The following is a 14,285-nucleotide window of genomic DNA, read 5'->3' on the forward strand; positions in this document are numbered from 1 at the left end:
AGAGCGGCAGCGCCGCGAAGCGCACCGACGCGCACCGAACGATGATGTCTATATTCTCCCATAATGGAACCGCATGACCAACTACAGCCTGCGTGCTCGCATGATGATTCTGATTCTGGCGCCAACCGTCCTGATAGGGCTGTTGCTCAGTGTTTTCTTTGTCGCTCACCGTTATAACGACCTGCAACGTCAGCTGGAGGACGCCGGCACCAGCATTATTGAGCCGCTGGCGGTCTCCAGCGAATATGGCATGAATCTGCAAAACCGCGAATCCATCGGCCAGTTGATCAGCGTTCTGCATCGTCGCCACTCGGAGATCGTGCGGGCCATCTCGGTGTACGATTCGCATAACCGCCTGTTTGTCACCTCCAATTACCAGCTCAACCCCAGCGACCTGCAGATCCCAAAAGGCGAGGCGTTTCCCCGTCGTCTCAGCGTCATCCGCGACGGCGACATGATGATCCTGCGCACGCCGATCGTCTCGGAAAGTTATTCGCCGGATGAATCCCCCGAATCCGATGCCAAAATGCCGGGCAATATGCTGGGCTACGTCGCGCTGGAGCTGGATCTGAAATCGGTCCGCCTGCAGCAGTACAAAGAGATTTTCATCTCCAGCGTGATGATGCTGTTCTGCATCGGCATTGCGCTGATCTTCGGCTGGCGCCTGATGCGCGACGTCACCGGCCCTATCCGCAATATGGTCAATACCGTCGACCGCATCCGCCGTGGGCAGCTGGACAGTCGGGTCGAGGGCTTTATGCTCGGCGAGCTGGATATGCTGAAAAACGGCATCAACTCGATGGCCATGTCGCTGGCGGCGTACCATGAGGAGATGCAGCACAACGTCGACCAGGCCACCTCCGATCTGCGGGAAACCCTTGAGCAGATGGAGATTCAGAACGTCGAACTGGACCTGGCGAAAAAGCGCGCCCAGGAGGCGGCGCGCATTAAGTCTGAATTCCTGGCCAATATGTCCCACGAACTGCGCACCCCGCTCAATGGGGTGATCGGCTTTACCCGCCTGACGCTGAAAACCGATCTCAACGCCACGCAGCGCGACCACCTGACCACCATCGAACGCTCGGCCAATAATCTGCTGGCGATCATCAACGACGTGCTCGACTTTTCCAAGCTGGAGGCGGGGAAACTGATCCTGGAGAGTATTCCGTTCCTGCTGCGCACCTCGCTTGATGAGGTGGTCACCCTGCTGGCGCATTCCGCGCATGATAAGGGGCTGGAGCTGACGCTGAACATTAAGAACAACGTGCCGGATAACGTCATCGGCGACCCGCTGCGTCTGCAGCAGATTGTGACCAACCTCGTGGGCAACGCCATCAAATTTACCGAGCACGGTAATATCGACGTGCTGGTGGAGCAGCGGGCCATCAGTAATTCGCGGGTGCAGATCGAAATTCAGATCCACGATACCGGCATCGGCATCCCCGAGCGCGATCAGTCCCGGCTGTTCCAGGCCTTCCGTCAGGCCGATGCCAGTATTTCACGCCGCCACGGCGGCACCGGGCTCGGGCTGGTGATCACCCAGCGTCTGGTCAAGGAGATGGGCGGCGATATCTCGTTTCACAGTCAGCCGAACCGCGGCTCCACCTTCTGGTTCCATATCAACCTCGATCTCAACCCGAACGCCATCCCGGATATGCTGAATACCGACGGGCTGGCGGGCAAGCGTCTGGCCTATGTGGAAGCCAACGCAACGGCGGCGCAGTGCACGCTGGAGATGCTGGCCGCCACGCCGCTGGAGGTGATCTACAGCCCCACCTTCTCCTCGCTGGCGGAAGCCCAGTACGACATTCTGCTGGTCGGTATCCCGGTCTCAATGCGCGATTTGTCACCGCACCGGGAAAAATTAGCCAAAGCCTGCGCGATGTCAGACAACGTACTGCTGGCTCTGCCGTGTCATGCCCAGGTTAGCGCCGAAGCCCTGAAACGCGATGGCGTCGCCGCCTGCCTGTTGAAACCGCTCACCACTACCCGTTTACTGCCAGCGCTGGTGGCCACCAATCATGCGACAGCCTCCGCGCCGTTGACGCAGGCCGACAGCCATAAGCTGCCGATGACCGTGATGGCCGTCGACGACAACCCGGCAAACCTGAAGCTCATTGGCGCCCTGCTGGATGACCTTGTGCAGCAGGTGATCCTCTGCGACAGCGGCCAGCAGGCGGTGGACAAGGCCAAGCAACTGCAGATGGATCTGATCCTGATGGATATTCAGATGCCGGATATGGACGGCATCCGCGCTTGTGAGCTTATCCATCATCTGCCGCATCACCAGCTAACGCCGGTTATCGCCGTCACCGCGCACGCCCTGGAGGGCCAGCGCGAGAAGCTCCTGAGCGCCGGCATGAACGACTATCTGGCGAAGCCGATCGAAGAAGAGAAACTGCACGCCCTGCTGCTGCGCTATCAGCCCGGAGTACACAGCATCGCCCCGGCGGCGATACCGCCCACAGAGCCGGTAATCGACCATAACCAGACGCTCGACTGGCAGCTGGCGCTGCGCCAGGCGGCGATGAAGCCAGATCTGGCGAGGGAGATGCTGCAGATGCTGATCGCTTTTATGCCGGAGGTACGTAACAAAGTGGAAGAGCAACTGGTTGGCGAGCAGCCGGAAGGGCTGGTGGATCTGATCCACAAACTGCATGGCAGCTGCAGCTACAGCGGCGTGCCGCGGCTGAAAAAGCTGTGCCACACCCTGGAGAGCCAGCTGCGCGCAGGCACCGCCGCCGAGGATCTGGAGCCGGAGCTGCTTGAGCTGTTAGATGAGATGGACAATGTGGCGCGCGAATCGTGCCGGATGGGCGTCTAAAACCGCAGGGCTTCCCGGCCTGCACCCGGCTCGCCAGGTATAGGCCTTCGGGCCGTGTTGTGGGAAGAGAGCCGCTTTTGCGCCGGGCGGCAGCGGTGCCTTGCCCGGCCTACGGTCTGTGCGGCCTGCCGTAAATTTACCCACTTGCGCTGCTGAAACTGGCGGTGCTGGCGGCCTCAACATCGCTGAGACATTCCCGGGAAGCCGCGCCAGCCGGGATCCCTCAATTACAGCTTACCGCCCATCTGCAAAACCGCGGCGACGTTTCGCGCCGTCATCCGCAGATTGGCGGCGGCATTGGCCAGCGCTTCATCCAGAGTGCAGATGGTGTACAACACGCTGAATACCGCATCCAGCCCGTGCTGATGCACGACGCCGACATCGGCGGTCAGGCTGCCGGCAATCCCGATCACCGGTACGTTAAATCGCTTCGCCACCCGGGCCACCCCCACCGGCACCTTACCGTGGATAGTCTGACTGTCGATACGCCCTTCCCCGGTGATCACTAAATCAGCATCCGCCACCCGCTCCGCCAGCTGCAGCGCATCGGTGACAATCTCAATGCCCGGGCGCAGCTGAGCGCCGCAAAACGCATACAGCGCCGCGCCCATCCCACCCGCCGCGCCGCCGCCTTCCAGGCTCAGCACGTCGCAATCTAAATCACGGGCGATGATCCGGGCATAGTGCCGCAGGCCGCTGTCAAGCCGGTCAATCATCTGCGCCGTCGCCCCTTTTTGCGGGCCGAATACCGCGCTGGCGCCCTGCGGGCCGGTCAACGGGTTGGTAACGTCGCAGGCCACTTCAATCCGACAATCTGCCAGCCGTGGATCCAGCTCGCTAAGATCGATGCGCGCCAGCGTCTCCAGCGCACCGCCCCCTGGCGCGATCTGCTGACCGTCGGCGGTCAGCAGTTTCGCCCCCAGCGCCTGCGCCATGCCGGCGCCGCCGTCATTGGTCGCGCTGCCGCCAATGCCAATAATGATCTGCCGCACACCAGCGTCCAGCGCATGGCGGATGAGCTCCCCGGTGCCCCAGGAGGTGGTCAGCAGCGGGTTACGCTGCGCCGGGGGAACGCTTTCCAGCCCGCTGGCCGCCGCCATTTCGATAAAGGCGCACTGGCGATCGCCGGACAGCCCATAAAATGCCTCTACCGGCTCCCCCAGCGGCCCGGTCACCGTCAGCGGAACCTGATGCCCGCCGGTCGCCGCCACCATGGCTTCCACCGTCCCTTCCCCGCCGTCGGCAACCGGCAGCCTGACATATTCCGCGTCAGGATAAATCTCGCGAAAGCCTTGCTCTATCGCACTGGCTACTTCCAGCGCGCTCAGGCTCTCCTTCCAGGAATCCGGTGCGATCACTATTTTCATCTGCAGTCCTTACTCTGAGCTAACCCTTGTGGCTATCGCGCAATGCCGGCCCCCGCAGAGGCCGGCGGCCTTTTAGCGCACCATGCATGGACGCTTGTTGTCAAAGGTCCAGCCCGGGATCAGGTACTGCATCGCCATCGCATCGTCGCGGGCGCCAAGGCCATGTTTCTTATATAGCTCATTTGCCTGCATTACGCGGTCCATATCCAGCTCAACCCCCAGACCCGGCGTGCTCGGCACCTGCACCATTCCGCCTTTAATTTCAAACGGTTGTTTGGTCAGACGCTGATTGCCCTCCTGCCAGATCCAGTGGGTATCGATAGCGGTGATCTTGCCCGGCGCCGCAGCCGCAACGTGGGTGAACATCGCCAGCGACACGTCGAAGTGGTTATTAGAGTGCGAACCCCAGGTCAGGCCAAACTCATGGCACATCTGCGCCACGCGAACCGATCCCTGCATGGTCCAGAAGTGCGGGTCCGCCAGCGGGATATCCACCGACTGCAGGGAGAGCGTATGGCCCATCTGCCGCCAGTCGGTGGCGATCATATTGGTGGCGGTCGGCAGGCCCGTCGCGCGACGGAACTCCGCCATCACTTCGCGGCCGGAGAAGCCCTGCTCAGCGCCGCACGGATCCTCCGCATAGGCCAGTACTCCCTTCAGCTGCTTGCCAATCTGAATGGCTTCTTCAAGCAGCCAGGCGCCGTTCGGATCGAGGGTCACGCGGGCATTCGGGAAGCGCTTCGCCAGGGCGCTGATCGCTTCGGCTTCTTCAAAACCGGCCAGCACGCCGCCCTTCAGCTTAAAGTCGTTGAAGCCATATTTTTCATACGCCGCTTCCGCGAGGCGGACCACCGCATCCGGCGTCATCGCCTCTTCATGGCGCAGGCGATACCACTCGCATTGTTCATCCGGCTGGCTCTGATAGGCCAGCGGCGTGGCGTGGCGGTTACCGATAAAGAACAGGTAGCCCAGCATTTCAACTTCGCTGCGCTGTTGTCCATCGCCGAGCAGCGAGGCGACGTTGACCCCAAGGTGCTGACCCAGCAGGTCCAGCAGCGCCGCTTCGATTCCGGTCACCACGTGAATGGTGGTGCGCAGGTCAAAGGTCTGCAGGCCGCGGCCGCCGGCGTCACGGTCGGCGAACTGATTGCGCACCGCACCGAGCACGTTTTTATACTCGCCCAGCGTTTTGCCCACCACCAGCGGAATGGCATCCTCCAGAGTCTGGCGAATTTTTTCGCCCCCCGGAATTTCACCGACGCCGGTATGGCCGGCGTTATCTTTGATAATCACGATATTGCGGGTGAAGTACGGAGCGTGGGCCCCGCTCAGATTCATCAGCATACTGTCATGGCCGGCAACCGGGATCACCTGCATGGTGGTGACAACGGGCGTGGAAGAGAAAGTCGTCATAGCATCATCCTTTTGTAATTTAGTGGCGGCCGAAAACGGGACGTTTGCGGTCGAATGTCCAGCCGGGGATCAGGTACTGCATCGGGCCCGCGTCGTTGCGTGCGCCGCCCGGCAGCGCTTTATAGGCCTCATGGGCTTTGCGCACCTGCTCCCAGTCAAGTTCCACGCCGAGTCCCGGCGCGTCTGGCACGGCAATCTTGCCGTTAATAATCTGCAGCGGATTTTTGGTCAGGCGCGCCTCGCCTTCCTGCCAGATCCAGTGGGTGTCGATGGCGGTGGGCTGACCCGGCGCCGCGGCGCCGACGTGGGTAAACATCGCCAGGGAAATATCAAAATGGTTGTTGGAATGGCAGCCCCAGGTCAGCCCCCATTCGTCGCACAGCTGCGCCACTCGTACCGCGCCAGAGAGCGTCCAGAAGTGCGGGTCCGCCAGCGGAATATCGACGGCGTTGAGCATCACCGCATGACCCATCTCGCGCCAGTTAGTGGCGATCATATTGGTGGCGACCGGTAGCCCGGTGGCGCGGCGGAACTCGGCCATCACCTCCCGGCCGGAAAAACCCTGCTCGGCGCCGCACGGATCTTCGGCGTAGGTCAGAACATCCTGCAGCCCTTTGCACAGGGCGATCGCCTCATCCAGCAGCCAGGCGCCGTTAGGATCGACGGTGATGCGCGCATCCGGAAAGCGCTTTTTCAGCGCCCGGGCGGTGTCAATTTCCTGCTCGCCGGGCAGCACGCCGCCCTTCAGCTTAAAGTCTTTGAAACCGTAGCGATCCTGAGCGGCTTCCGCCAGGCGCACCACCGCTTCGCTGCTCAACGCCTGCTGGTGGCGCAGGCGATACCATTCGTGATCGCCCGGCGTATGGTCCAGATAACCAAGGTCGGTTTTCTGCCGATCGCCGATATAGAACAGGTAGCCCAGCACGGTGACGGCATCACGCTGCTTGCCCGGCCCCAGCAGCTCGCAGACCGGCACATTGAGCACTTTGCCGAGCAGATCGAGCAGCGCGGCCTCCAGCGCCGCTACCGCGTTGACTTTCAGTTCAAAGGTCCACGCCCCTTTGCCAAAGGTGTCGAAATCCGCCGCCTGATTGCCTTTGTGTACCTGCTGCACCACGCGATTCAGCCTGGCGACCTCCTGACCTACCACCTGCGGGATCGCCGCCAGCAGCGTCTGGTAGATAACCTCACCGCCAGGGGCTTCGCCCACGCCGGTGTTGCCGGCGTTATCGGTCAACACCACGATATTGCGGGTAAACCAGGCGTTATGCGCCCCACCGATGTTCAGCAGCATGCTGTCGTGTCCGGCCACCGGAATGACCTTCATCTCTGTAATAATCGGGCTGGATTGGGTAGTCATGATTAACGTCCCGCTACAGGTTTCAGTTCAATACGTTTGATGTCGCCCACCAGCACCAGGTAGCTCAGCACTGCCACCAGGGCATGGATGCCGACGTAAACCAGCGCCCCGTTGAACGAGCCGGTGGTGCCGACGATATAGCCGATAGCGATCGGGGTGACGATACCGGAGATATTGCCGAACATGTTGAACAGGCCGCCGGAAAGACCGCTAATCTCTTTCGGCGCGGTATCCGCCATCACCGCCCAGCCAAGCGCGCCGATCCCTTTGCCGAAGAAGGCCATCGCCATAAAGCCAATCACCATCCACTCCACGTTGACATAGTTACACATCAGCATGGTCATGGAGAGCAGCATCCCCAGTACTATCGGCGTTTTGCGGGCAATGTTCAGCGAGCCGGTGCGGCGCATTAACCAGTCAGAGATCACCCCGCCCAGCACCCCGCCGACGAACCCGCACACCGCCGGAACGGAGGCGACAAACCCCGCTTTGAGGATCGACATGCCGCGCGCCTGCACCAGGTAAACCGGGAACCAGGTAATAAAGAAATAGGTCAGGGCGTTAATGCAGTACTGACCGATATAGATGCCGATCATCATCCGCGATCCGATCAGCTGCTTGATTTGGCCCATTTTGACGCTGAACGGCACCTTCTGCGCGCTGCTCTTTTGATCCATGTTGATCAGGGCGCCGCCTTCGGCGATATATTCCAGTTCCTTCTTGTTTACTCCCGGATGGTTGTTCGGATCGTGGATCACTTTCAGCCAGACAAAGCTAATCACAATCCCCAGGCCGCCCATAAAGAAGAAGACGTGCGACCAACCCACCTCATGCGTCAGCCAGCCCATGATCGGCGCGAAGATAACGGTGGCAAAGTACTGAGCGGAGTTGAAGATCGCCACCGCCGTGCCGCGCTCCTGCGCCGGGAACCAGGCGGCCACGATACGGCTGTTACCCGGGAACGACGGCGATTCGGCCAGGCCAACGAGGAAACGCAGGGTAAACAGCGCGACGATAATGCCAAAGCCGCTGAAGATGTCGACGAAGCCCTGCAGCAGGGTAAACATCGACCAGATGAAGATCGACCAGAAATAGACGCGCTTCGAACCGAAACGGTCGAGCAGCCAGCCGCCCGGGATCTGGCCGATGACATAAGCCCATGAGAACGCGGAGAAGACATACCCCATCCCCACCGGATCCAGGCCGATATCTTTGGCCATTTCCGAACCGGCGATCGACAGCGTCGCCCGGTCGCCATAGTTAAAAGAGGTGACGATAAACAGCATCACCACTATCCAGTAGCGGGCATTGGTGCGCTTTTCAGCCGCCGTCGCCGCCTGACTTAATGAACTCATTGTTGTACTCCTGAATCATAGCGTTTAGCTACGTTCATTCTGAACAGCACAACCTGTAGGGTAATCAGAATGACGTGGTCGTGTTTTGATAGTTGTCGTTATATCTGGCACTGCATTTGTCACTGGCTGGAGCAGTATATGAAGAGGCACACCGCGGCTCACCGTGCATCTACACAGCTTTTACGCCGCTATTGCAGGTGGTTTATGGCCTATGCCTGAAAGAATGGGGGGAAGTTCACGGAAATGAAAAACCAGCGCCGCGGGTGGTCAAAAGGGCAGCAAAAAGAGCCGGAGTGTGAAATACCTCTCTTGACGCGGTGAAACTGGCTAGCTTAACCCATGATATTGCTAAGGATATTGTGCATTTGCCTGAAGGCGTGCGGCCCGAAAAGGGCTACACTTTTGCTGTCCGCGTATCTGGCCGCGACAGCTTGAAAGGGCGCCCTCTGCGTAGGGAGAGGGCAGCGCTTTTATTCTAGCAGGGTAGCCCACTGCTCAACCCATGGATTAGAGACGCTCTCCGGCTCCGGATCTTCGCTGGCGTCAATCTTCAGCATCTCGCCGATGCGCTTCGCGCCCTGCTCCTGCAGTAGCTGATCGAACTTCAGGCCGCCGCCGCAAAAGTTGGCGTAGGTGCTGTCGCCCAGCGCGATAATGCCGTAACGCAGGTGAGGTTGATACATATCTTTGATGCCCTCATACAGCGGGACGATGCTGTCCGGCAGATCGCCCTGCCCGGTGGTGGAGGTGACCACCAGCACATACTTCCCCGTATAGGATTCCCAGTCGTTGACCTGCGGATCCTCATACACGGTAGCCTTGTGTCCCAGTCCGCTGAGGATCGCTTCTGCTTCTTCCGCAACCAGCAGCGAGTTGCCGTACATGGTGCCGACAAAAATTCCGACTTCCGCCATGCTATTATCTCCCAGGATTGTCCTTATTCTCTTCATCCTGACCGCAGTCGTCGGCAAACTCAACCCTTTCATTTAGCGGGAGAAGCCCGCGCCAGCCAAACTGCGACAGCGCACGCATCCAGACGTCGTCAAAACCGGCGCGCAGGGTCAGCGGCTCACCGGTAAAGGGATGATTTAACGACAGTTCGCTGGCGTGCAGCATCAGGCGGTGGCAGCCGAAATGCTCCGCGGCGCTGCGGTTTTGCCGCAGATCGCCGTGCTTGCTGTCGCCAAGGATCGGATGACGCAGGTGGGCCAGATGGCGGCGCAGCTGGTGCTTGCGGCCGGTTTTCGGCTCCAGTTCCACCAGCCCGTAGCGCGTGGTGGGATAACGCCCGGTAGCGACCGGCATCTCTACCGTCGCCAGACCACGATAATGGGTCACCGCCGGCTGCGGGCCTTTATCTTCGCGGGCGAACTTATCGGCGATTTTATCCAGCTCTTCCACCAGCGGATAATCGAGCAGCGCCTCTTCCATCAGCCAGCCGCGGACGATCGCATGGTAGCGCTTCTGGATCTGATGCTGCTCGAACTGCTGCGCCAGCAGCCGACCCGCCTCGCTTGACAGTCCCATGAGCAGGACGCCGGAGGTGGGCCGGTCGAGGCGATGGGCGGTAAAAACGTGCTGACCGATCTGGTCGCGCACGGTCTGCATCACCACCACTTTCTCATCGCGATCGAGCCAGCTGCGGTGCACCAGCCAGCCCGACGGTTTGTTGACCGCCACCAGCCAGTCGTCCTGGTAGATTATCTCCAGCATCAGGCCTGCTCACCGGCAAACAGCGCGTCCAGCAGCAGCAGCTCCGCCAGCATGGATTCGCGAACCGGGTGGGCTTGATCCAGCGCCATTTCGTAATACGGCGCAACGGCGAAATTTTGCGGCAGCGGCTGGCCGCTCTCCAGCAGCTGATGCATACGCGGGATCAGGACCCACTGCAGCCACTCCAGCGGCTCCAGGGTATCCAGGCAAAACGGCTTATCGCTGGCGAAGGCGCTGCTGTCCGGCGCCGTCTCCTGCCAGTGCTCTGTTTCGCGCAGCAGGGCTTCAATGGCGCGCAGGCGATCGCGCACGCTATCGTGAAGAGTCATGGGGGAAACCTCGATGAGTTAAAAACCGGGCGCAGGATAGCAAATCCGCAGGAGAAATAAAAAAAGGGAGCACTGTATAAACAGTGCTCCCGGTTCGTTTTGCAGCATTCCCGCTACATTGGTGCTCCCTGCTCGTCCTTGAAAACTTTTCCTGAGGTCTCCTGACCATGTTCATCCATAAACTCGCGCATCCTGCTTTCACACCACCCCGATGTGAAATGACTTATCCTTAAGTTTGTCCCGATCTTCCTGATCCACCGTTCATCCTGAGCGGCTCTCATTCTCCATCCTGGAGGTGTCCATTACGCGATCCTGCGTTATCCTTGCTTCATCCTGAAGCCTGTCCTTGCAACGCCATCCTGGCGGGTCCTGCAGAAGCGCCATCATCCTGATGTTCGCTTCATTTCGCGACTTCCTGTCGACAGACATAGGATCACTGATTCTGCCTCTTCTTACAACCCTTCTTGAGACAATCTCTTAAGATTAGTCCCCACTCAAAAGGACGAAAAAATTAAGATCTAATTTAATACCAATAACTTAACAAAAAAAGATTGGATTAAATTTGCCTTAAATGATGATGATCTCTTACAGGTTTTGTAAGAGATTTCTCACAAATGACCAGGCAGACTGGATTACAGCACCGGCTCAAGCTGGTTGAGGAAACCCGCAAGCGAGGGGGAAAGGGTGAGGCGTTTGGCGGTGCCGAGGGTCTCTTTGACGACTTCACCGCTGAGATTACAGACGGAAATGACATCCAGTTCACTCTCGAGGGTAGCGATGAACAGCGTCGGCGCCAGCTTCAGCCGCTTCTGCACCACCAGGTGCCCGATGAGGTTTTCCTGCACCCGCTGGAAATCCTCTTCACTCCAGGTCTGCAGCAGCGTGAGCGTTTCGCCGGCGAACCGGCCGGTCATATCGCCGGCAAACTGAGTGGTATAATAAGAATGAAGCGGCTGTTGTACCACAATATCCAGGGCGCGTTCAACCGCACTGATATTTTGCGCCAGCGAAAACGGCTGCGGCTGCCAGAAAACGGCCTCGTCCTGGGTGTCGACGACGCAAGGCGACGGGACGCCGTAAAGCTCTTCACTGCGCGGCAGGCTGTGGCGCTGCTGCTGCCAGGCGGCGCAATAACGTTGGGTAAAAGCATGCAGCGCTTCTGCGGTCTGATGGTCCACCGGTTTCTCTCTTCACGTTAGACAGGATACACTGGGGTAATAGTGTACCCGCTTTACTATGGTGAAACATGTCTTCTTACGATAATCATCAGGCGCTGGCCGGCCTGACGCTCGGTAAATCAACCGATTACCGCGATACCTATGACGCCTCGCTGCTGCAGGGCGTTCCGCGCAGCCTTAACCGCGACCCGCTTGGCCTGCATGCCGACAACCTGCCGTTTCACGGCGCCGATATCTGGACGCTCTACGAACTCTCCTGGCTGAACGGCAAAGGCCTGCCGCAGGTGGCCGTCGGCCACGTCGAACTGCCCGACACCACCGTCAATCTGGTGGAATCAAAAAGCTTTAAGCTCTATCTCAACAGCTTCAACCAGACGCGTTTCGCCAGCTGGCAGGAGGTTGAAGAGACGCTAACCCGCGATCTGAGCGCCTGCGCGCAGGGCGAGGTCAAGGTGTCGCTGTATCGGCTGGATGAACTGGAAGGCCAGCCGATTGCCCACCTGCACGGCGCCTGCATCGACGATCAGGATATCGAGATCGATAACTATCAGTTCAGCGCCGACTACCTGCAGGGCGCCGCCAGCGGCAAAATCGTGGAAGAGACGCTGGTCAGCCATCTGCTGAAGTCCAACTGCCTGATCACCCACCAGCCGGACTGGGGCTCGGTGCAGATCCAGTATCGTGGGGCGAAAATCGACCGCGAGCAGCTCCTGCGCTATCTGGTTTCGTTCCGCCACCATAACGAATTCCATGAGCAATGCGTCGAGCGCATCTTTAACGATATTCTCCGTTTCTGCCAGCCGGAATCGCTTTCCGTTTACGCCCGCTATACGCGACGCGGTGGTCTGGATATCAACCCCTGGCGCAGCAACGGCGACTTTTCCCCTGCCACCGGCCGCCTCGCCCGACAATAATAAACATTTTCACAATTTGCGTGCGTTTAGGCGCGCGCAAGGTTGTGAAAACGCCGCTCGCAGGGCTATTGTAATCACAGGAAGACCATAAGCGTCCTGTAAGGAGTTCACTTGATTACACATGTTAGCCCGCTTGGTTCAATGGATATGCTGTCGCAGCTGGAAGTGGATATGCTTAAGCGCACCGCCAGCAGCGACCTGTATCAACTGTTTCGCAACTGCTCGCTTGCTGTGCTCAACTCGGGGAGCCTGACCGATAACAGCAAGGAGCTCCTGTCCCGTTTTGAAAATTTCGATATTAACGTGCTACGTCGCGAACGCGGCGTGAAGCTGGAACTGATCAACCCGCCGGAAGACGCCTTCGTTGACGGGCGCATTATTCGTTCCCTGCAGGCCAACCTGTTCGCCGTACTGCGCGACATCCTCTTCGTGTACGGCCAGATCCACAATACCGTTCGCTTCCCGAACCTCGATCTCGAAAGTTCGGTCCATATCACCAACCTGGTGTTCTCGATCCTGCGCAACGCCCGCGCGCTACACGTCGGCGAAGCGCCGAACATGATCGTCTGCTGGGGCGGCCACTCGATCAACGAAAACGAATATCTCTACGCCCGCCGCGTCGGTACGCAGCTGGGACTGCGGGAACTGAATATCTGCACCGGCTGCGGGCCTGGCGCGATGGAAGCGCCGATGAAAGGCGCCGCCGTCGGCCACGCGCAGCAGCGCTACAAAGACAGCCGCTTTATCGGCATGACCGAACCGTCCATTATCGCCGCAGAACCGCCAAACCCGCTGGTCAATGAACTGATCATCATGCCGGACATCGAAAAGCGTCTGGAGGCCTTCGTGCGCATCGCCCACGGGATCATCATCTTCCCGGGCGGCGTCGGCACCGCCGAAGAACTGCTCTACCTGCTGGGTATTCTGATGCATCCGGATAACAAAGCGCAGGTGCTGCCGCTGATCCTCACCGGACCGAAAGAGAGCGCTGACTACTTCCGCGTGCTGGACGAATTTATCACCCATACCCTGGGCGAATCCGCCCGTCGCCACTACCGGATCATCATCGACGACCCGGCGGAAGTGGCGCGGCAGATGAAAAAAGCGATGCCGCTGGTGAAAGAGAGCCGTCGCGAGACCGACGACGCCTACAGCTTCAACTGGTCGATTCGTATCTCGCCGGACCTGCAGATGCCGTTTGATCCGACCCATGAAAACATGGCCAACCTCAAACTCTCCCCGGACCAGCCGGTGGAAGTGCTGGCCGCCGACCTGCGCCGCGCCTTCTCCGGCATTGTCGCAGGTAACGTCAAAGAGGTGGGCATCCAGGCCATCGAGCAGTACGGTCCATACAAGCTGCACGGCGACCCGGAGATGATGCGCCGCATGGACGATCTGCTGCAGGGCTTCGTCGCCCAGCACCGCATGAAGCTTCCTGGCGGTACCGCCTATATTCCCTGCTACGAAATCATCGCCTGATTTCCGTCCCGCCGGGGCAGCGCCTGTTGCCCCGGCGGGCACGCTTTCTCTGACTTCCAAAACGCGCCAAAAACCTTTCTGTGACTAATCAAACACCTGAATTGTTTTTACATAGCCAATCGTTTGCGTTAGTAAAAACTGCGACAATTATCACTGCAAAAAATGGTTTTAAGCGCAAAAACGTCGACCACTTCTCTTTTTTACAGTAAATCCCTCGTTATTACGCCGCCCCGCTTTTATCTCATATGCTGCAAATGGTAGCCTGCGCGCCACAAATCGCTGGCTGATCACCAGAAACAGGCTGTTGGACTAAAAATACGCACATTGAAAGTGGATTATTGCATTTGAGATCG

Annotated in this window: 11 protein-coding genes; 3 read left to right on the plus strand and 8 right to left on the minus strand. The window is 59.1% G+C overall.

What is annotated here, in order from left to right; translation table 11 throughout:
- Nucleotides 1–73: 73 nt before the first annotated feature.
- Complete coding sequence (barA, locus tag GQR96_RS19495; protein ID WP_004205572.1) at nt 74–2,824, plus strand: two-component sensor histidine kinase BarA; 2,751 nt, start codon at nt 74–76, stop codon at nt 2,822–2,824.
- 227 nt (nt 2,825–3,051) lie between these two features.
- On the opposite strand, the gene GQR96_RS19500 is transcribed toward barA, so the two are convergent.
- The 8 genes from GQR96_RS19500 to syd form a co-directional block, all read right to left on the minus strand.
- Entirely contained in the window at nt 3,052–4,191 is a 1,140-nt protein-coding gene (locus tag GQR96_RS19500) for a glycerate kinase (protein WP_023319019.1), read from the minus strand.
- Between the two features lie 72 nt (nt 4,192–4,263).
- On the minus strand, nt 4,264–5,604 hold the full coding sequence (gudD, locus tag GQR96_RS19505) for a glucarate dehydratase (RefSeq protein WP_004205567.1): 1,341 nt from the start codon (nt 5,602–5,604) through the stop codon (nt 4,264–4,266).
- Between the two features lie 19 nt (nt 5,605–5,623).
- Entirely contained in the window at nt 5,624–6,964 is a 1,341-nt protein-coding gene (locus GQR96_RS19510) for an enolase C-terminal domain-like protein (protein WP_023319020.1), read from the minus strand.
- A gap of 2 nt (nt 6,965–6,966) precedes the next feature.
- The gene (locus tag GQR96_RS19515) at nt 6,967–8,319 is read right to left on the minus strand and encodes an MFS transporter (RefSeq protein ID WP_004205562.1); all 1,353 of its coding nucleotides are present in this window, start codon (nt 8,317–8,319) and stop codon (nt 6,967–6,969) included.
- Nucleotides 8,320–8,789: 470 nt separating this feature from the next.
- Nucleotides 8,790–9,233: a flavodoxin gene (locus tag GQR96_RS19520; RefSeq protein ID WP_004205560.1), complete on the minus strand. Its 444-nt coding sequence runs from the start codon at nt 9,231–9,233 to the stop codon at nt 8,790–8,792.
- A 4-nt stretch (nt 9,234–9,237) separates the two neighbouring features.
- Entirely contained in the window at nt 9,238–10,032 is a 795-nt protein-coding gene (gene truC, locus GQR96_RS19525) for a tRNA pseudouridine(65) synthase TruC (RefSeq protein WP_062913564.1), read from the minus strand.
- Nucleotides 10,032–10,361, minus strand: coding sequence for a YqcC family protein (locus GQR96_RS19530; protein ID WP_002915249.1), 330 nt, complete (start codon nt 10,359–10,361; stop codon nt 10,032–10,034). The genes truC and GQR96_RS19530 overlap by 1 nt, the downstream gene beginning before the upstream one ends.
- A 632-nt stretch (nt 10,362–10,993) precedes the next feature.
- Nucleotides 10,994–11,539 carry a SecY-interacting protein gene (gene syd, locus GQR96_RS19535; protein ID WP_004205553.1) on the minus strand — a complete coding sequence of 182 codons (546 nt, stop codon included), beginning with the start codon at nt 11,537–11,539 and terminating at the stop codon, nt 10,994–10,996.
- 68 nt (nt 11,540–11,607) lie between these two features.
- Here syd and queF point away from each other — a divergent pair, with 68 nt between their 5' ends.
- Both queF and ppnN read left to right on the plus strand, forming a co-directional pair.
- Complete coding sequence (queF, locus tag GQR96_RS19540) at nt 11,608–12,453, plus strand: NADPH-dependent 7-cyano-7-deazaguanine reductase QueF (protein ID WP_004205552.1); 846 nt, start codon at nt 11,608–11,610, stop codon at nt 12,451–12,453.
- Nucleotides 12,454–12,564: 111 nt separating this feature from the next.
- Nucleotides 12,565–13,932 carry a nucleotide 5'-monophosphate nucleosidase PpnN gene (gene ppnN / locus GQR96_RS19545; protein WP_004205551.1) on the plus strand — a complete coding sequence of 456 codons (1,368 nt, stop codon included), beginning with the start codon at nt 12,565–12,567 and terminating at the stop codon, nt 13,930–13,932.
- The last annotated feature ends 353 nt before the right edge of the window (nt 13,933–14,285 follow it).

Source organism: Klebsiella sp. PCX, from assembly GCF_021869705.1.
GTDB lineage: Bacteria > Pseudomonadota > Gammaproteobacteria > Enterobacterales > Enterobacteriaceae > Klebsiella > Klebsiella quasipneumoniae.

What these genes read in the sequence shown, in the direction of transcription:
- barA (WP_004205572.1), top strand. Translation starts at nt 74, where the DNA reads ATGACCAACTACAGCCTGCGTGCTCGCATGATGATTCTGATTCTGGCG.
- GQR96_RS19500 (WP_023319019.1), bottom strand. Translation starts at nt 4,191, where the DNA reads ATGAAAATAGTGATCGCACCGGATTCCTGGAAGGAGAGCCTGAGCGCG.
- gudD (WP_004205567.1), bottom strand. Translation starts at nt 5,604, where the DNA reads ATGACGACTTTCTCTTCCACGCCCGTTGTCACCACCATGCAGGTGATC.
- GQR96_RS19510 (WP_023319020.1), bottom strand. Translation starts at nt 6,964, where the DNA reads ATGACTACCCAATCCAGCCCGATTATTACAGAGATGAAGGTCATTCCG.
- GQR96_RS19515 (WP_004205562.1), bottom strand. Translation starts at nt 8,319, where the DNA reads ATGAGTTCATTAAGTCAGGCGGCGACGGCGGCTGAAAAGCGCACCAAT.
- GQR96_RS19520 (WP_004205560.1), bottom strand. Translation starts at nt 9,233, where the DNA reads ATGGCGGAAGTCGGAATTTTTGTCGGCACCATGTACGGCAACTCGCTG.
- truC (WP_062913564.1), bottom strand. Translation starts at nt 10,032, where the DNA reads ATGCTGGAGATAATCTACCAGGACGACTGGCTGGTGGCGGTCAACAAA.
- GQR96_RS19530 (WP_002915249.1), bottom strand. Translation starts at nt 10,361, where the DNA reads ATGACTCTTCACGATAGCGTGCGCGATCGCCTGCGCGCCATTGAAGCC.
- queF (WP_004205552.1), top strand. Translation starts at nt 11,608, where the DNA reads ATGTCTTCTTACGATAATCATCAGGCGCTGGCCGGCCTGACGCTCGGT.